Source organism: Pseudothauera lacus (assembly GCF_003034845.1).
Classification (GTDB): Bacteria; Pseudomonadota; Gammaproteobacteria; order Burkholderiales; family Rhodocyclaceae; genus Pseudothauera; species Pseudothauera lacus.
This window is the reverse complement of the sequence record NZ_PZKC01000010.1, coordinates 132,160-150,301: the sequence shown is the minus strand read 5'-3', so window position 1 is coordinate 150,301 and position 18,142 is coordinate 132,160. Positions and strand designations below refer to the sequence as shown.

Genomic DNA, 18,142 nt, shown 5'->3' with positions numbered 1-18,142 from the left:
TACCGACCACCGCCGCCCTGGTCTGCCTGGCCAGACGATTGCTGCGCACGGCGTTCGCCCTGTTCCGCACTCAAACGCAGTTCGACCCAGACAGGCTCTCTCGTGCTTGACCAGAACCATAGAATCTCAGCCCGAACGGTATTTGATTGCCGGGTTAATAGGTGCCACTGCGGGAGACGCGGGCCAGCTTGCGGTACAGCGTCTGGCGGCTGACGCCGAGCTGGCGCGCGGCGGCGCTGAGGTTGCCGGCATGCTCGTCGACGGCGCGGCGGATGGCTGCCAGTGACAGTTCGTCCAGGCGCAGCGGGCGCTCAGCGGGCGCCTCCCGGCGCTGCGGGGCCTGCAGGGCGTCGACCAGGTCGTCGGGCAGATGCGTCCAGTCGATGCGGCATTCGCCGGCTTCGAGCATCGCGCAGGCGGTACGCAGCGCGCTGGCTAGCTGGCGCAGGTTGCCCGGCCAGTCATAGGCCGCGAGGCGTTCGAGCAGCGCCGGGGCGATCAGCGGCGGGGCGGCGGGAGCCAGCTCATCGAGCAGGCGGGCGCACAGGGCAGCGAAGTCGGTACGTTCGCGCAACGCCGGCAGGCGCAGCGTGAGGCCGTTGATACGGTAGTAGAGGTCGTTGCGGAACTGCCCGGCGGCACACGCTGCGGGCAGGTCGCGGTGGGTGGCGCAGATGAGCGCAAAAGTCACCTCGACCTCGGCGCCGCCGCCCAGCGGAGTGACCTTGCGCTCCTGCAGCACGCGCAGCAGGCGGGTCTGCATCGCCAGCGGCATGTCGCCGATCTCGTCGAGGAACAGGGTGCCGCCATGGGCTTCACGCAGGCGGCCGCAGTAGCCGCCCTTGCGGGCGCCGGTGAAGGCACCGGGGAGGTAGCCGAAGAGTTCGGCCTCGATGAGGTTCTCCGGCAGGGCGGCGCAGTTGATGGCGACGAAGGGGCCGTCGCGCTGCGGCGCCGAATCGTGCACGGCACGCGCGAAGACCTCCTTGCCGACGCCCGATTCGCCACTCAGCAGCAGGGCGATGTCCTTGCCGGCGATGCGGCGGGCCTTGTCGGCAGCGCAGCGCCAGCGCGCGTCGCCACTGTCGAGGGCACTGAGGGCGTCGCCCGCACTGGCAGCGCCCTGCTGCACTACCGCCAGCGGGCGGCTGGGCTGCCCTTCGACACTGGCGTGGAGAATCGCCCCATCACGGCCGTGGACCCGGAAGCTGCGCTGGGGTTGACGCCCGGCGCGCGCGCGCAGGTCGTCAAGTCGCAGGTCGAGGACGCGCTCGATGGGGGTGGCGCCGATGTCCGCACTGACCAGGCCGAGCATGGCCAGCGCATTGCGGTTGGCACCGACGATCCAGCCATCCTCGGCGACGGCGACGATCCCTTCGGCGACCGTGCCGATGCCGGCGGGGTCGGCGTGCAGGTGCAGGCGCAGGTAGCGGCGGCAGGCATCGGCGACGAGACGGTTCTCGATCATCAGCGCGGCGGTGCTGACCAGCCCCAGGGTATGCGGGTGGCGGCCGCGCTGGTCGCCGGAGATGTCGAGGATGCCGAGCAGTTCGCCGGTGGCGGAGACGATGGGGGCGGCAGCGCAGGTCAGGAAGGTGTTGCGCTCGAGGAAGTGCTCGGCGCCGTGGATCTCGACCCCGGCGGCCTCGACCAGCGCCGTGCCGATGGCGTTGGTGCCACGCCGACGCTCGTCCCAGCAGGCCCCCGCGGTGAGCGCCACGCGCTCGGCCTTGCCGAGGAAGTCGGGATCGCCGAGGGTGTGGATCAGCACCCCGTGGCTGTCGGCGAGCACCACCATGCTGTGACTGTGGCGGACCTGCTCGAAGAGGTATTCCATGATCGGCCGCGAATGGCCGAGCAGTTCGTGATTGCGCCCGAGTGCGCGCCCCAGTTGTGCGGCACTGAGGTTGTCGGGCGCCACCAGACGGCCGGTCGGCGACAGGCCGGCAGCCAGGCTGCGTTGCCACGAACGCCGCAGGCAGGCGTCGACGGAATGCTCCGGCAGCTCGCCGCTTTCCAGCAGCCTGTGCCGGGCCTGCCGCAGCAGCGCGGCGGGCATGTGGGAATTGCTGCGCACCGGGATGGTCTCCTCTCCGGTTCATATGCCGGCGACAGGTCTGCCGCCGGTTCTCCTTTTTTGCCGAGTATAGGGTGGCCAGGCACGGATACAAGACTTTCGCCACCCTCGGGCCGGAGGTGTTCCAGATTGTTACACCTGTCACCGCATGGAACGTAACAGGCACGCCTGCCGACACCTCACTCCATCGTCGATTTCCTTGTCCGTCAATTACTTGTGACCCTGGCACGGCGCTTGTTAGGGATCTCCAGCCGCCTGGCAGGCGCCAGCGGCCATTCAGATAACGAGGAGACACGATGATCTACGCAGCCCCCGGCGCCGCAGGCGCCAAGATTGCCTACAAGGCCCGCTACGACAACTTCATTGGCGGCAAGTGGACCGCTCCGGTGAAGGGCGGGTATTTCGATGTCGTCACCCCGATCACCGGCAAGCCATACACCCAGGCCGCACGCTCGACCGCCGAGGACATCGAGCTGGCGCTCGACGCTGCCCACGCCGCCTTCCCGCAGTGGGGCAAGACCGATGCCGCAACGCGCTCGAACATCCTGCTGAAGATCGCCGACCGCCTGGAGCAGAATCTCGAACTGCTCGCCTACGCCGAGACCGTCGACAACGGCAAGCCGATCCGCGAGACGCTCAACGCCGACATCCCGCTCGCCGTCGACCATTTCCGCTACTTCGCCGGCTGCCTGCGCGCCCAGGAAGGCGGCATCTCGGAGATCGACGAGAACACCATGGCCTACCACATCCACGAGCCGCTCGGCGTCGTCGGCCAGATCATCCCGTGGAACTTCCCCATCCTGATGGCCGCCTGGAAGCTCGCCCCGGCACTCGGCGCGGGCAACTGCGTGGTGCTCAAGCCGGCCGAATCGACGCCGGTCTCCATCCTCGTGCTGATGGAGCTGATCGCCGACCTGCTGCCGCCCGGCGTGCTCAACATCGTCAACGGCTTCGGTCGCGAAGCCGGCATGCCGCTGGCGACCAGCAAGCGCATCGCCAAGATCGCCTTCACCGGCTCCACCGCTACCGGCCGCGTGATCGCCCAGGCTGCCGCCAACAACCTGATCCCGGCCACTCTGGAGCTGGGCGGCAAGTCGCCCAACATCTTCTTCGAGGATGTGATGGACAAGGACGACGGCTTCCTCGACAAGGCCATCGAAGGCCTGGTGCTGTTCGCCTTCAACCAGGGCGAAGTGTGCACCTGCCCGAGCCGCGCGCTGATCCAGGAGTCGATCTACGAGAAGTTCATGGAACGCTGCCTCAAGCGCGTCGGCGCGATCAAGCAGGGCAGCCCGCTCGACAGCGAGACGATGATGGGCGCGCAGGCCTCGCAGATCCAGATGGACAAGATCGAGTCCTATCTCAAGCTCGGCCGCGAGGAAGGCGCCGAGGTGCTGATCGGCGGCGAACGCGCCCGTCTCGGCGGCGAGCTCGACAGCGGCTACTACATCCAGCCGACGCTGTTCAAGGGCCACAACAAGATGCGCATCTTCCAGGAGGAGATCTTCGGGCCGGTGCTCGCGGTGACCACCTTCAAGGACGAGGCGGAAGCGCTGGCGATCGCCAACGACACCCTCTACGGCCTCGGCGCCGGCGTCTGGACGCGCAACGGCAACCGCGCCTACCGCATGGGCCGCGCCATCCAGGCCGGGCGCGTATGGACCAACTGCTACCACGCCTACCCGGCGCACGCCGCCTTTGGCGGCTACAAGGAATCGGGCATCGGCCGCGAGACGCACAAGGTCATGCTCGACCACTACCAGCAAACCAAGAACCTGCTGGTGTCCTACGCCGAGCAGAAGCTGGGCTTCTTCTGAGCCACCGCCGGGCATCCGGCATCGGCCCGCCCCACCCGGCCCTCACCGGCCGGGCGGGGCGGGCACACATCACGAGGACCTTACATGGCAGCAAGCACCTTCTTCATTCCCGCCATCAACATGATGGGCGAGGGCTGTCTGGAAAGCGCAGTGCAATCCCTTGGCGGCTATGGCTACCGGCGCGCGTTGATCGTCACCGACGCCTGGCTGGACAAAGCCGGCGTTGCCGCCCGGGTGGCCAGTCTGCTCGAAGCGGCTGGCATCGCCAGCACGATCTTCGCCGGCGCCCAACCCAACCCGACCGTCGGCAACGTCGAAGCCGGCCTTGAACGTCTGCGCGCCGCGAACTGCGACTGCGTGGTCTCGCTCGGCGGCGGCTCGCCGCACGACTGCGCCAAGGGCATCGCACTGGTCGCCACCAACGGCGGCAGCATCACCGACTACGAAGGCGTCGACCGCTCGGCCAGGCCGCAGCTGCCGCTCATCGCCATCAACACCACCGCCGGAACAGCGAGCGAGATGACGCGCTTCTGCATCATCACCGACGAAACGCGCCACATCAAGATGGCCATCGTCGACCGCCACGTCACCCCGCTGCTGTCGGTCAACGACCCCTTGCTGATGCTCGCCAAGCCGCCAGCGCTGACCGCCGCCACCGGCATGGACGCGCTCACCCATGCCGTCGAGGCCTACGTGTCCACCGCGGCGACGCCGATCACCGACGCCTGCGCGCTGAAGGCGGTGGCGATGATCGCCGCCAACCTGCGCCAGGCCGTCGCCGACGGCCAGGACGTCGCCGCCCGCGAGGCCATGGCCTATGCCCAGTTCCTTGCCGGCATGGCCTTCAACAACGCCTCGCTGGGTTACGTCCACGCCATGGCCCACCAGCTCGGCGGCTTCTACAACCTGCCGCACGGCGTCTGCAACGCGGTCCTGCTGCCTCACGTCGAGGCTTTCAATGCGGCGGTCGTCGCCGAGCGCCTCGCCGACGTCGCCACCGCCATGGGGGTTGCCGAGGCCGGCGCCACCGCCGCCGCCAATGCCGCCCGTTGCCTCGACGCCATCCGCGCGCTGAGCGCCGACATCGGCATCCCCAAAGGCCTCGGCGAACTGGGCGTGAAGGCGGCAGACATCCCCACGCTGGCCGCCAACGCCCTCAAGGACGCCTGCGGCCTGACCAACCCGCGCCCGGCACAGCAAGCCGATATCGAAGCCATCTTCCGCGGCGCCCTCTGACCTGCAGTCCTCTCCTCCTCCCTCCCTGCAGGATTCCGGGGGCCTCGTGCCCCCGCCTTTTTCCCGGAGCCGCCCATGGTCGAACGCGTCACCGCCACCCAGGCCGCCTGCCGGCTCATTGCCGAGCTGCAGGCCAGCCACGGCCCTGAGCTGATCTTCTATCAGTCCGGCGGCTGCTGCGACAACAGCAGCCCCAACTGCTATCTCGCCGGCGAACTCAGCATCTCCCCGCACGACATCCGCCTCGGCGAAGTCGGCGGCGTACCCTTCTACATCAGCGCCGCACAATACGAATACTGGCAGCACACCCAGCTCATCATCGATGCCGTCGACGGCGAAGGCGGCACCTTCTCGCTCGAATGCGGCAGCGGCAGGAGCTTCATCACCCGCTCGCGCCTGTTCACCGCCGCGGAGGCCGACGAATTGCGCGGAGCCTGAGCAGGGCGGCGGTATACTGCTGTCTTCACCCCTGCGGACCGACCCGATGGCCACCAACGACACCGCCAGCATGGCGCTTTTCTGCGACTTCGAGAACATCGCCCTCGGCGTACGCGACGCCCAGTACGAGAAGTTCGACATCCGCCCGGTGCTCGAACGCCTGCTCGCCAAGGGCAGCATCGTCGTCAAGAAGGCCTACTGCGACTGGGAGCGCTACAAGGGCTTCAAGGCCGCCATGCACGAGGCCAACTTCGAACTCATCGAGATTCCCCACGTGCGCCAGTCCGGCAAGAACTCCGCCGACATCCGCATGGTCGTGGACGCCCTCGACCTGTGCTACACCAAGGCCCACGTCGACACCTTCGTGATCATCTCGGGCGACTCCGACTTCTCGCCGCTGGTCTCCAAGCTGCGCGAAAACGCCAAGAAGGTCATCGGCGTCGGCGTCAAGCAGTCGTGCTCCGACCTGCTGGTGACCAACTGCGACGAGTTCATCTATTACGACGATCTGGTACGCGAGCGCGAAGCCGGGCGCGGCCAGCGCCGCGAACGCGAGAAGCGCTCTCCGGAAGAGGAGGCCAAGCGCAGCGCCAAGATGGAAGAGCGCAAGAACCAGGCCGTGGAGCTGGTGGCGACGACCTTTGCCGACCTGATGGCCGACCGCGGCGACGCCGAGCGCATCTGGGCCTCGGTGCTGAAGGAAGTGATCAAGCGCCGCAATCCCGGCTTCAGCGAGAGCTATTACGGCTTCCGCACCTTCGGCAACCTTCTCGAAGAAGCCGCCACGCGCGGCCTGCTGGCGGTCGGCCGCGACGACAAGTCCGGCACCTACGTCACCCGTGCGCGCACCGTCGAGGCCGAAGCGGACGCCGCCACGACCGCCGACACCTCCGCGGCAGGCGAGGGCGGTGCAATGCCTGCGGCAGCGGAGAAGCCCGAAGGCAGCCGTCGCCGCGGCACCCGCCGCACCCGCAAGGACAAGCGCGAGGACGCCGCAGCCGAAGATGGCCAGGCCGAGCCTCAACCCGAGGCGGCAGCGGTGGCAGAGGCTGCGACAGCAGCCGCAGCGCCCGCCGAGACCCCTGTGGCAAGTGCGGAAAAGCCCAAGCGTACCAGCCGCCGCCCGCGCAAGACGGGCAGCACCGAGACCGCCGCGGCCCCGGCGCCCGCCCCCGCAGTGGCCGATGAGGGCGACAGCGGCGCGGCGACGAAGAAGCCCGTCCGCAAGAGCACGCGCACCCGCAAGGCCAAGAAGGACGACGACACCGCCGCCTGAGTCAGACCAGTGACCGCTGCCGCGCCCGCAAGCGGCCCGGCGCGGCAGCGGCCGCGCTCATAGCGCGTTGCTGCGCTTGAGGCGCAGATACTCGGCCACCAGCTCGACGTGCAGCTGTTGCGGCAGGGTATCGATCACGCTCAGACCACGCTGGCGCAGCTCAAGCAGCAGGCGTTCCCGCGCCCTCAGGTAATCCAGCGTGCCGAGCACCGCGAGCGTCTCGTCGAGCCCCTCGGGGTCTGCCCCGATGCGCTCGTCGAGTGCCTGCTCACGCAGGCTGGCGATGACCACACGGTGGCGACGGGCAAGCAGGGTGGCTGCGGCATGAAGGTCGTCGGCATCCTCTTCGCGCACGTTGCTCACCAGAATCACCAGCGCACGCTTGCGATGGCGTTCAAGCAAGCCCTGCGCCGCTTCGAGGTAGTCGCTCGCGGCCGTGCTGCTGTGCAGATCATAAACCTGGTGGACAAGCTGGTTGAGCGCCTTGGCGCCCTTGACCGGCGCCAGCCAGCGCGTGCCGTCGACATCGGCACCGCGCTCCGCCGCAGCAAAGGTCAGCAGGCCGACACCGTCGCCCTGCCGCAAGCCGACCTGGGCCGTCAGCAGCAAGGCATTGAGCGCATGGTCGAAGTGGCTCAGCGCGGCATCGCGCGCACGCATGCGGCGGCCACAGTCGAGCAGGAAGAGGATGTCCTGATCACGCTCATCCTGGTACTCACGCGAAATGGGCTTGCGATAGCGTGCCGTCGCCTTCCAGTCGATCTGTCGCAGCGCATCGCCGGCGCGGAATTCGCGCAACTGATGGAAGTCCATCCCATCGCCGCGCCGCTGGCGCAGATGCACGCCGATTGCGCCCACCTCACGCTCCAGATCCATGCCGGCAAGGCGGCTGGCGGCAACGAAGTTGGGAAAGACCCGAACGCTGGCAACCTCCCCCGGGCGGCTGCGCACCTCCCACAGGGCGAGCGGGCTGTAGCGCCGCAGCCAGAGCCGGCCAAAATGCGCATCCCCCCGCCGGCGCGGGAAGATGCCGTAGCTCAGCCGTGCCTGCGCGCCCGCAGCAAGGACGAGCTGGCGGGGCAGCTCCGGGACGTCGACATGCGTGGGCGGATCATCGGCGACCTCCAGTCTGATCGGCCACCTGCCCAGGTTGCGCACCTCCAGCTGCGCTTCGTTGCGCACGGCCAGCGCAAGGTTGTCCGGCAGGACGCGCACCACCTCGATGGCCGTCGCCGGGGGGCAGGCCAGCGCATCCCAGATCGCCCCCAGCGCCAGTACCGCCCCGCAGGCCCACCATGCGGCGACCAGGGTGCCGCCATACTCCGGCGCGGCGACGCGCAAGGCACTCAATACCAGCGCCAGCGCCAGCCACAGGCCCAGCAGCAGGAGCAGGTACCGCCCCGGTCTCATGTACGCGGCGCGTCCACGGTGGTGATGATGCCGGCGAGCACCCGGTCGGCATCAAGGCCGTCGATCTCGGCGCTGGCGCTGAGCGTGACGCGGTGGCGCATCACCGGCAAGGCCATCACCTTGACGTCATCCGGCACCACGAAGCGCTCACCGCGCAGCAGCGCATGCGCACGCGCGCAGTTGACCAGGGCGATGCACGCACGTGTGCCGGCACCACGCAGCAGAGCCGGGTGATTGCGGCTCGCGCGCACCAGGCGCACGACGTAGTCGAGCACCTGCTCGTCCACCGCGACGGCCTCGGCAGCCTGCTGCAGGGCGCCGATCGCGCCCGCATCCATGAGCGGGGCAAGGCCCGGCGACGCCGCGCGGGGGGCGCTGCCGATGCCCGTGATGCTGCGGGTAATGCCAAGCTCGTCGGGTGCGCTCGGATAATCGATATAGACCTTGAGCAGGAAACGGTCGAGCTGGGCCTCCGGCAAGGGATACGTGCCTTCGTGCTCGATCGGGTTCTGCGTCGCCAGCACCATGAACGGCTGCGGAACCGCCAGCGCGCTGCCGTCGATGGTGACCTGGCGCTCCTGCATGACTTCGAGCAGCGCAGCCTGCGTCTTGGCGGGCGCGCGGTTGATTTCGTCGGCGAGCAGCAGATTGGTGAATACCGGCCCGTGGCACATGCGGAAGCGATTCTCCTGCATGTCGAACATGGCGTGGCCGGTGATGTCGCCCGGCATCAGATCGGGGGTGAATTGAATGCGCCGGAAGGTGCCGGCAAAACACTCCGCCAGCACCCGCACCAGCAGAGTCTTGCCCAGTCCGGGAACACCCTCGATGAGGACGTGGCCATTGGCAATCAGCGCGACCAGAACCTGGTCCACGACAGCGGTCTGACCCATCACCTGCTCGTTGAGGCGGGCACGCAGCTGAGCCAGGGCGGCAATGGCGGCGTCGAAGCGAATGTTGTCGATGTGCGAGTTCATAGTCGTATCCACAGGGATTGCAGGCTGCTTGCGGTTGTTTGAAGTTCCGGCGCCCGCCTGCCGGGGTCGGCGTGCAGGGCGCCATGGACAAGCTCGACGGGTAGTCCGGTATGCTCGGCGAGCAACTGGCTCTGTTGAGCCGGATCGGCGTCCATGAGGCCGGGCAGACACCGCCGTGCGCGCGCCAGCACCGCCAGCCGGGCGCCACCGAGAAGCTTCTCGGCACCACCGTGACGCCAGCGGTAGCGGCTCGCCGCGAGGATGTGCTCACCGAGCGCACGCCGCTGCAGGATCTCGATCGTGCGCAAGGGGCCGAAACGACGCCCCCGCCGCACCAGCCAGGCCAGCAGGAACAGGGATGCGGCGAGCACTGCCTCGCTCCCGTACCTGGCGATGAGGGCAAACAGCGAGGGCACCGGGCTGCCGTGCAGTATCAGCACCGGACGGTGGGCGTCGATCAAGGCTTCGAGAAACAGCGCATGATCGTGACGGCCGATGAAGTCGTTGTGCCAGATCTGTTGATCGGCGATCACGGTGATCCATCCGTCCCCCCAGCCGTAGCGCACGAGGTGAACGCCCGCGGGGCCGCTGAAGGCCTCAGAACGCGCCACTACGGCGCCGCGCTCGTTCGAGTGGCTTCCGCATTCGATCAGCACGTGGCTCTGACTGAAGTCCACCCTCAGCGGCTCAGGAAAATCCGCGAGGACGATCTCCGGCGGGCCTGGCGCGCGCTTGTCGGGCCCGGTCTTCCGGGAAGCGCGTGCCGCACCGGCAGGCTGCTTGGGCGCGTGACTTGCAGCCCCTGTCTCGTGAGGCAGCGCATTCTTGCTGGCCGGCAGGCTTTCCTGCGCAGCGCCACAGATCCGCTCTCTCTCGCCGGCACGAAACGCCGGCAGGCGCGACACCCCGACGCGGCTCAGCAGGGGATCGCCGGGATTCTCGCTGGCGGTCACCATCAGGTGTCCTCCGCGCGCCACCCAGCCAAGCAGTTGCGCCGCCTGACGCGAGCTCACCACCTCGGTGCCGGCACCGACGATCAGCGTTCCCGTGCGGGCCAGTGCATCGTCGCGGATCTGGCGATCCGCCACCGCCACGGCCATGCCCGCTGCTTCCAGGTAGCGCCGCGCAGCCAGCAGGGGATCGCGCAGCGCAAGCGGCCCCGGGCCCTCGTCGACCCATTCGGTGACGAACTCGTAGCGCTGATGAAACCCCCACCCGGCAAGCAGGAGGAGCACCAGGACGATGATCGCGATGAGCCTAAGCCGCATGATTGCCGAAGGTCTCCTGCCATTGCAGGCACAGACGCTCAAAGAGCGCCTCGCCGGGGACGAGGTGGGCGTAGGCCAGCCGCTGCCAGACCAGCGTCAGCTCACTGAAGAAGGTCGCGCACCCGGGAGCGAACCGGTCCACCAGACGCGCACATTCGCCTTCGGTGTGATGGCTCTCGAACGGTACCTGATGCCTGCGCATGAGATCGGCCAGCGCGCCCCGGTAGAGCAGCGCGAGGGCAGCGCGCGGGCAGTCCGCACGCCACTGCGCCAGAGCCGTCGCCACGACATCCTGGGGAAGGCTGTCCGGTCGCAGCGTAAGCCCGAAAAGAACATCGGGCCTGGGCGCAGGGGCGAGCTCGCCCGCCGCCATCCTCTCCCGCAGCGGGCGCAACAGCCGCAGACGTGTCGCCACATACACCACCACGATCGCCGCCAGCAGCCACATCACCACCCGCAGCAGAGTCGCCAGTCCCTCGCCCGCGCCGCTGTCGCCACCCTTCGCCAGCCAGGCGAGAAGGCGCAGCAGCCAATCCGGCGCATCGTCATCTCCGGCCGCTTCATCCGCGTCGCCCGGCGTCCGCGCCTTGATCGTCGTGCGCTCAACCTTGCGCTTGAACTCCTCACCGTCGAGCACCGCGCTGATGCGTGCCTGCGCAATGGCACGCGGACTGTCCGCCGACGGGGCCTGCTCCGCCGCGCTCGCGCTCTGCGCCAGTGCCGCCTGCGGCGCAAACCCCACGGCCAGGACAAGCCCCAGGACACTCGCCACCAGCAGCCCCGCCACCGTGCCGGGACCTGCCGTCGGCCGCCCGAGGCGCGCCGCCAGCGCCCGGAAGCGGATCTCGATGTCCCAGCCTTCGAGCTCGACCCGGCGGCACACATAGAGCATGAACCCTCCCATGGTGTACGCCGGCGCAACGAGGCTCATGGCCAGGAAGGAGGCAAGGCTGTACAGGTAGGCCGACAGCCGGTCGTCTTCGTCGGTCATGAACGCCGTTGCATCGAAGGGGATTTCATCGGGCAGCATCAAGCGCACGAGGCCGAACGCGCCGATTATCAGCACCCACTCGAAATGCACGCAGGCAATGGTATGCCACGCGGCCACCCGTCCCATGCCGGGGTGGAGCTGCGCGATCCGCCGCCGACGTGCGGCACCGCCAAGACGCTCAAGCAGGGTCAGTGGCAGGTCGGCCGACCGGGTCGGGCTGAAGCGCCGCCACAGCAGCCACGGCAGCATCGACCAGCCGAGCAGGCGCGCCGACTGGCGCCACGCCTGGCGCAGGCTGAGCTGCTCGCCGAACAGGCGCTGACTCGCCAGGTAGATCGGCACCGAGTCCCAAACCGGTTTCAGCCACCACGCCACGATTGCCGGCACCCACAGGTAATCGCCAGGCAGCAGGACGATCAAGGGGACATAGACGAGCGCCGCCGGCACGGACCACGCCAGCCACAGGCTCAACCACCAGCGCCGCGCCAGCGCAAAGCCCAGGTCGGTGGCCTGCCAGGCACTGCGGGGCCGCAAGGCGATTGCAATGCGGTCAAGCTGCATCGCGGCGCCCGGAGAACAGGCAATAAACGATCACCAACAGCCACAGCGCCCCACCGACCGAGTACTTGAGGTGCTCGGGGAGTGCCGCCGAAGCCGACCAGAAGGCCTCGATGAAAGCAGCGATGACCAGCATCACGAACGCCCCGTACATGATCACGATCGCCTCCCGCGCCGCCAGGCGCAGGGCTTCGATGCGGCGCAGGCCCGCAGGATCGATCAGTGCGCCCCCCAGTTTCAGACCCGCCGCGCCACTGAACACGATGGCGGTCAGTTCGAAGGCGCCGTGGCCGATCACGAACGGAAAGAAGGTCTGCGCCAGGCCTGCCTGATTGAGGTGCCCGGCGACAGCGCCGATCATCACCCCGTTGTAGAGCAGGAAGAACGCACTCCCCAGCCCCATCAGGATGCCGCCAGCGAAGGTGCGGAAGCTCACGCCGATGTTGTTCTTGATGTAGTAGCCGAACATCGTCAGGTCGGTCCCCGCGCCACGTTCACGACCAAACCTGTCGTTGGCGGGGTCATACATGGCCTCGAAACTCCGCACCTCGTCTGCAGACATGACGCTGAAGATCATGTCGGAATCGAGATGGCAGGCAAACGCGAGCGCCAGTCCGGGCACCACGAACAGCGCCGTGGCCAGCCACACCAGGCGGGCGTTCGACCTCAAGGCCTGCGGGAAGCCCGCGAGCAGGAAGTGCAGCCAGCGGTTGTCGCCGCTGGCGCGCTCGCCGTACAGCACATGATGGGCGCGCAGCACCAGAGCGTTGAGTTCAGCGACCAGGCCGCTGCTGTAGCGGCGCTTGCGCGCGAGCGCCAGTTGCTGGCACAAGCCGCGGTAACGGCGCGGGAAATCGTCATCCGCAGGGCGCTTGCGCGCCGACAGGGTGAGCCACTCGTCGAGCCTGGCCCATTCTTCACGGTGTCGGGCCTCGAAGTCCTGCTGATTCATCGGCTACCCACCAGCCAGTTGCCGATGCCGCGCAGGCGGCTCACCGCTGCCGCCCCGTGGACCCCGGTATGCGCCGCAAGAATGTCGGCCAGCTCCTCCTGACGCGCCGGGGAGAGCTGCGCATGGCGCTGGGTGAACTCGATGATCGCCAGCTGATCCTCCACGCCCAGCGGTGCGTCGGGCACCCGCGGCGGTGCATCGGGCAGCGCCGCGTGCGGACGGCGATGGTCGCGATGCACCACCACGGTCCCGGCGGCGAGGTCGCCCAGACGCTGGAAGTATCTGCTCGCGCTCATGCTCGTCAGACCGCCGAGGTACGCCAGCGGAAGGAAATCGACCGCCCGGAGCAGGTTGCGCACCAGGGAAGCGTCGAGCCTGACGGGACTGAGGTCCTGATTGACTACGGCAAGGCCAAAGCGACGCTTTCCGGGAGTCTGGCCGTTGCGCAACACCTCGAAGAAGACCGGGTAGAACCACTCCAGCAGGAAACTCACCACCAGGTAGAAGCCCAGGCCCGCGCCGCCAACCGGCGCGGTAATGAGGGCCAGCGCGCCAATGATCAGCGTGCGCAGCAGCAGGTCCACGGCATAGGCGAGCGCCCGCGGCACCGGCCCCGCGAGGTCGGCGCACAACTCGATGCCCTCCGGTGCTTCGACCTCGAGAAGGGTGTCGAGAGGCGGCTCGCTCACAGTCAAGCGAGGGTCTCGGGCTCGCAGCCGAATATCCGCCGGTACAGCACGCCGCAGGCAATGACGGAGAACGGCACCGTCCAGATCAACCCGATACCCAGGGGGATGGCCGCAACCGCGTTGATCAGCATCAGTACCAGGCAGAAGCCGGCAATCGGGAACCAGCGCACATGCACCGCCTTGCGCGATGCCGACAGCGCCGCCAGCGGGGACAAGCTCTTTTCCACTACCAGCGCGAGGGTGAACATCAGTGCGATGGCCAGGTAGATGCCCGGAATGACGAGCAGCGCGAAGCCGATGAAGATCGCAATGGTCATCAGGATGTTCGCGCCCAGCAGCGACAGCAGCTTGTGGTAGTGGTTGAAGATCTGCGCCACGGCAATCGGAGCACTTGCGGCGCGGCGCACGCCGAGAATGAAGATGCCGACGGCGAGCGGCAAGGCGATCGCCAGCAGGAACAGTTGCTGGAAGATGATGAGAGCGATCGCGATGATCAATGGCTGCTCTTCGATCAACGGAGTGAGGGCGAACTCCGCGATGCCTGCGGCAGCAAGATAGATCACGACGTAGGCCAGCATCGCCAGATTGAGGGTCAGTTTCGCCCCCTCGCTGCGTGCCCAGGCCTCCTTCAGGACCTCGCCGATGGTAAACGTGTAGTCCCCCGCGATGCCGCGTTCGAGCGACCCCGCCTCAGGATCGTCGTCGCGCGGCAGATCCAGATTGGCCGCAGGCGCGGCGTAGATGTCTGACATGATTTGATATCCCTTGCGAATACACTGTCCGGCATGCAGCGAGTGAGTGCCGGAGGAAGCTGGCTTGCCCGGATGCACAGGAGCTGTTGCGAGCCCATCGGCCCACCCGGCACGAGATCCTGGCAGTGACCAGCTGGCTTGGCGGCGCGCGCCGTGGTGCAATGCAAAATGCAATTGCGGGCGTCATTCTGGGAGAGCGCAAGCAATCATGTCAATCGGCTGAGCAGAATCTCCCCGACGGCCCATCCCGGCCAGCAGGGAACGCGCGCGAGGCACGACTATCGATCGACACGCTCGTCGTCGAGCTGCGCGCGCAGCGGCGCCAGCAGCGCCTCGGCAAGGCTGAAGAAGCGCCCGTCGAGGGGTTCAGCGACGCCGCGCAACGCCAGCCGGTTGGCAACATCGGCCCCTTCGCCATGGTGGGCCTCACGCCCACCCAGCCAGCAGCGCCGCGCCGCGTTGGCATTGTTGCCGCCGAGGACATAGGCCCACGCCGAGCGCGGAAAGAAGTGCGCTGGCTCCATCAGCCCGGCACGGTAGGTGTGCACCAGGGTGCGCAAGTGTGCAGCGGCCTCCTGCGGGGGCACCGCGCGCAGGGCGAAGCGCCCGTTGCGCGAAAGCCCGGTGCACGGCAGCGCTGTGCCCGCCGGCAGGGCCGCGCACAGCGCGAGGTGGCGCAGCCAGGCAGCAAGGTAGTCGGTGGCACGGGTATCGTCGTAGCGCGCCTGCAGCAGGCCGAGGCCGGGTGGCGGCAGGGCAATGCTGTCGCGCAGGGTCCACACTTCGCCATCCTCCAGCGTCCACGCCAGTTCCAGCGTCGTGCTGGCCGTGCCGGGCACCCCCAGCCAGGGGCGCTGCGCGGCGGCAAAGTCGCGCAGCAGGGCCAGTTCGGCACGCAGCGCATCGTCGCCGATGGTGCCGGGTGGGTACTCGCCACCGGCACGGGCGAGCGCCAGCAGGCCGTCGTCGTCAGCGCTCAGCGCGGGATCGGCGAGCACCGCCAGCAGGCGCCCGGCAAGCGCGCGGCGGCCGGCAAAGTCGGGGAGAAAGGGTTCGACGTCGGCAAGCACCCCGGCGCTCTCGGGCAGCGCCACGCCGAGGCGTTCGCGCAGCAGGTAGCGGCAGGGATGGCGGAAGAAGCGCACCAGGCGGTCCACATCGAGCGTGCGCCAGGGCGCTGCCGGGGGCGGCAGCGGAAAGCTGAAGAAGGGTGCTGCAACAGCAGCGCTGACGGCCTCATCGTCGTCATCGCCCTCATCGAGCGCCGCGCCCCCCTCATCCTCGCCGGCCACCGCCGCCAGCGCCGTGGCCGGCACCGGTGCCGCCAGGCGCGCGGCGAGGGCCTGCGCATATTCGGCGTGGTAGCTCTGCAGGCGGGGATCAGGACGCGCGGCGGCGAGGAAATAGGACGGCGAGAAGGCCTGCAACGGATGTTCGACGATCAGCCGGCGGCGGGCGGCAGCGAGCGCCTCGGGCTGTGCCGGCGAGACCGCGGTGGCCGCGGCGAGGACGTCGAGCAGTTCATCGACCAGCACCGCGGGCGGCAGCACGGCGGCGTCGCGTACGCTGCGCCCGACGTAGGACAGGTGCAGGACATCGCGGGCGGCGAGGACGACATCGAGGAAGAGGTTGCGGTCGTCGTTGCGGCGCTGGCGGTCGCCGCGCTGCGGAAAGGCGGCGAGCAGATCGAACTCGGCGGCACGCTCGACGGCCGGAAAGGCACCGCGGTCGAGGCCGATCACGCACACCACGCGGTAGGGCAGGCCACGCAGCGCGGAGATCGCCGAGAAGGTCACCGCACCGCCCGGCACACCGCCGCGTGCAGGCGCATCGAGCGCCTCGAGCAACGCCGGGTGCAGCACCGCCAGCGGCAGCGCTGTGGTGACGCCGGCCTCGGCAATGGTGGCGCACAGTTCGGCGATCGCGCCGCGCACCTCGCGCAGTTCCGCCGCCCAGCGCGGGCCGCCGTCCACCAGCGCATCGAGCGCGGCGTTGAGCAGGCGCTGCCAGTCGGCGAAGCTGTGCGCCTGCAGCAGCTGCGGGCGCAGGCGGCGCAAGGTGTCGGCGTAGCGCCACAGCCGGCCCAGGTACTCGGCCTCCTGCCCGGCGGGGGCGGCGGCGCCGAGGTGGCCGGCAAAGGTGGCGGCCTGCGCCGCCGGACCCGCGGCCCAGGCCAGGAAAAGGCGGTGCAGGGCCTCTTCCATGCTGTACGGGCCGGCCGCCGCAGCGTCTGCGGCACTCAGCCCCCAGCGCGCGCCGGCAGCCTGCAGCCAGTCGTGGATGCATTCGAGCGCATCGGCGTCGACGCCGAAGCGCGCCGCCACCGGTTCGCGCTGCAACAGATCGAACAGCGCACTAACCGGAAAGCGCCCGCCGACCAGCGCCAGCAGCGCGTCGATGACGCGCGCCACGGCGTTGTCACCGCTTGCCGGCAGGCCGGTGATGCGCCAGGGGATGCGGCGCGCGGCATCGGTGCTGCCGAACACCGCCTCGATCTGTGCCGCACAGCCGTCGAGATCGGGCGTGAGGACGACGACGTCCTGCGGGCGCAGCGTCGGGTCGGCGGCAAACAGGCCGAGCAGACGGTCGTGGAGCACTTCGAGTTCGCGGCTGCGGGCGTGGCAGACGTGCACCTCGATGCTGCGGTCGTCGTCGCCCAGCGTGACGCTGCCCGCCTCGAGTTCGACGAGATCGAGGATGGCATTGTGTACGCGGGCAAGCAGGTGGTCGCCGGGGTGGGCAACGAAGGCGGCGCAGTCGACCGTCGCCCGCTCGCCTTCGAAGAGCAGGTCGATGTGGGCCTGGGTCTGGCGCCCCCAGGCGGCGAGCAGGGCATTGCCGGTCTCGTGGAAGAGTTCGCGCTGGCCGCGCGCAAGCCACGACAGGCGGCGCGCGTCGACGATCTCGAACCAGTACTCGCGGCAGGGGTTGAGGACGTAGAGCTGCACCTCCACCATCCGCGACAGTTCGCGCAGCATGTCGAGATAGAGCGGCGGCAGCGCCGGCAGGGCGAAGACATGCACGCTGCGCGGCAGGCCGATGGCGGCGAGCTCGGCCGGGTTCATGGCGGCGATGCGCTGCAGGAAGGTCGCTGCGGGGTGCTCCCGGCGCAGCGCCATGCTGGCCTGCAGCCGGCGCCACAGCGCCCCCTGCCAGGCCTCGTCGGCGCGGTGCACGGCGCTCGCCGGCAGACCGTCGAGCGCGCTGCGGCCGTCACTCCAGGCCGCCAGCCAGCGCGGCCGGTAAGTCAGGTAGTGATCGAAGACACGCGCAATGCGCGCCGCCAGTTCGAGGCGCATGCGCGCATCGGCGGCGCCCAGATAGGTGGCGAGACGCTCATGCGGGGCCGCCCAGCCGGCGCCCTCTTCACCGAGCTCGGCATAGATGCGCCAGGTCAGCAGCGCGGGGGAGAACGGCGAGCGCTCGCCGACCTCGACGACACGGCCGATCTGCCGCCACAGCCACTGCGCGAGGTAGTCGAAGCGCAGGTCGGCGCACACCCCTTCGCGTCCCGCCACCGCCAGTTCGATGCTGCGCCGCATGGCGCTGCCGGGCACCACCACCTCGCGCTGCGCGAACGGCCCCGGGCGCTCCTCGGCAAGGCGCTGCAGCAGCACCTCGAGGAGGACTTCGTGACGATTGGAGAAAACGACGGAGAGCATGATCGCGGAAAGCAGCGCTGGTCAGGCGGCAGTATGCGC

13 protein-coding genes are annotated in these 18,142 nt (G+C 68.8%); 4 read left to right on the top strand and 9 right to left on the bottom strand.

The features are described from left to right. Positions 1-154: 154 nt before the first annotated feature. A complete protein-coding gene (locus C8261_RS12855; protein WP_235864918.1) occupies positions 155-2,077 on the bottom strand; it encodes a sigma-54-dependent Fis family transcriptional regulator in 1,923 nt (640 codons plus the stop codon). Between the two features lie 296 nt (positions 2,078-2,373). Between C8261_RS12855 and exaC the strand changes: the two genes are divergently transcribed. From exaC to C8261_RS12835, 4 genes are all read left to right on the top strand, one after another. Then, a complete protein-coding gene (gene exaC, locus C8261_RS12850) occupies positions 2,374-3,894 on the top strand; it encodes an acetaldehyde dehydrogenase ExaC (protein WP_107494117.1) in 1,521 nt (506 codons plus the stop codon). Positions 3,895-3,978: 84 nt separating this feature from the next. Further along, on the top strand, positions 3,979-5,130 hold the full coding sequence (gene yiaY / locus C8261_RS12845; protein WP_107494116.1) for an L-threonine dehydrogenase: 1,152 nt from the start codon (positions 3,979-3,981) through the stop codon (positions 5,128-5,130). Positions 5,131-5,205: 75 nt separating this feature from the next. Continuing rightward, positions 5,206-5,568, top strand: coding sequence for a DUF779 domain-containing protein (locus C8261_RS12840; protein WP_107494115.1), 363 nt, complete (start codon positions 5,206-5,208; stop codon positions 5,566-5,568). A gap of 46 nt (positions 5,569-5,614) precedes the next feature. Next, positions 5,615-6,844, top strand: coding sequence for an NYN domain-containing protein (locus C8261_RS12835; protein ID WP_219905204.1), 1,230 nt, complete (start codon positions 5,615-5,617; stop codon positions 6,842-6,844). Between the two features lie 57 nt (positions 6,845-6,901). On the opposite strand, the gene C8261_RS12830 is transcribed toward C8261_RS12835, so the two are convergent. From C8261_RS12830 to recC, 8 genes are all read right to left on the bottom strand, one after another. After that, positions 6,902-8,254: a DUF58 domain-containing protein gene (locus tag C8261_RS12830; protein WP_107494114.1), complete on the bottom strand. Its 1,353-nt coding sequence runs from the start codon at positions 8,252-8,254 to the stop codon at positions 6,902-6,904. After that, positions 8,251-9,231 carry an AAA family ATPase gene (locus tag C8261_RS12825; RefSeq protein WP_107494113.1) on the bottom strand — a complete coding sequence of 327 codons (981 nt, stop codon included), beginning with the start codon at positions 9,229-9,231 and terminating at the stop codon, positions 8,251-8,253. Before C8261_RS12825 ends, C8261_RS12830 begins: the two co-directional genes overlap by 4 nt. Next, complete coding sequence (locus C8261_RS12820; protein WP_107494112.1) at positions 9,228-10,499, bottom strand: DUF4350 domain-containing protein; 1,272 nt, start codon at positions 10,497-10,499, stop codon at positions 9,228-9,230. Before C8261_RS12820 ends, C8261_RS12825 begins: the two co-directional genes overlap by 4 nt. Next, positions 10,489-12,051: a DUF4129 domain-containing protein gene (locus C8261_RS12815; RefSeq protein WP_107494111.1), complete on the bottom strand. Its 1,563-nt coding sequence runs from the start codon at positions 12,049-12,051 to the stop codon at positions 10,489-10,491. The genes C8261_RS12820 and C8261_RS12815 overlap by 11 nt, the downstream gene beginning before the upstream one ends. Beyond that, positions 12,041-13,000, bottom strand: coding sequence for a stage II sporulation protein M (locus C8261_RS12810; protein ID WP_107494110.1), 960 nt, complete (start codon positions 12,998-13,000; stop codon positions 12,041-12,043). The genes C8261_RS12815 and C8261_RS12810 overlap by 11 nt, the downstream gene beginning before the upstream one ends. Then, on the bottom strand, positions 12,997-13,689 hold the full coding sequence (locus C8261_RS12805; protein WP_107494109.1) for an RDD family protein: 693 nt from the start codon (positions 13,687-13,689) through the stop codon (positions 12,997-12,999). Before C8261_RS12805 ends, C8261_RS12810 begins: the two co-directional genes overlap by 4 nt. Positions 13,690-13,691: 2 nt before the next feature. Beyond that, entirely contained in the window at positions 13,692-14,441 is a 750-nt protein-coding gene (locus C8261_RS12800; protein WP_107494108.1) for a hypothetical protein, read from the bottom strand. 278 nt (positions 14,442-14,719) lie between these two features. After that, positions 14,720-18,103 carry an exodeoxyribonuclease V subunit gamma gene (recC, locus tag C8261_RS12795; protein ID WP_107494107.1) on the bottom strand — a complete coding sequence of 1,128 codons (3,384 nt, stop codon included), beginning with the start codon at positions 18,101-18,103 and terminating at the stop codon, positions 14,720-14,722. Positions 18,104-18,142 lie beyond the last annotated feature (39 nt).

Bases quoted from the DNA above. Each gene is read 5' to 3' on its own strand.
- C8261_RS12820 (WP_107494112.1), bottom strand. From the start codon at position 10,499: ATGCGGCTTAGGCTCATCGCGATCATCGTCCTGGTGCTCCTCCTGCTT.
- C8261_RS12835 (WP_219905204.1), top strand. From the start codon at position 5,615: ATGGCCACCAACGACACCGCCAGCATGGCGCTTTTCTGCGACTTCGAG.
- exaC (WP_107494117.1), top strand. From the start codon at position 2,374: ATGATCTACGCAGCCCCCGGCGCCGCAGGCGCCAAGATTGCCTACAAG.
- C8261_RS12815 (WP_107494111.1), bottom strand. From the start codon at position 12,051: ATGCAGCTTGACCGCATTGCAATCGCCTTGCGGCCCCGCAGTGCCTGG.
- C8261_RS12825 (WP_107494113.1), bottom strand. From the start codon at position 9,231: ATGAACTCGCACATCGACAACATTCGCTTCGACGCCGCCATTGCCGCC.
- C8261_RS12830 (WP_107494114.1), bottom strand. From the start codon at position 8,254: ATGAGACCGGGGCGGTACCTGCTCCTGCTGCTGGGCCTGTGGCTGGCG.
- C8261_RS12810 (WP_107494110.1), bottom strand. From the start codon at position 13,000: ATGAATCAGCAGGACTTCGAGGCCCGACACCGTGAAGAATGGGCCAGG.
- yiaY (WP_107494116.1), top strand. From the start codon at position 3,979: ATGGCAGCAAGCACCTTCTTCATTCCCGCCATCAACATGATGGGCGAG.
- C8261_RS12840 (WP_107494115.1), top strand. From the start codon at position 5,206: ATGGTCGAACGCGTCACCGCCACCCAGGCCGCCTGCCGGCTCATTGCC.
- C8261_RS12800 (WP_107494108.1), bottom strand. From the start codon at position 14,441: ATGTCAGACATCTACGCCGCGCCTGCGGCCAATCTGGATCTGCCGCGC.
- recC (WP_107494107.1), bottom strand. From the start codon at position 18,103: ATGCTCTCCGTCGTTTTCTCCAATCGTCACGAAGTCCTCCTCGAGGTG.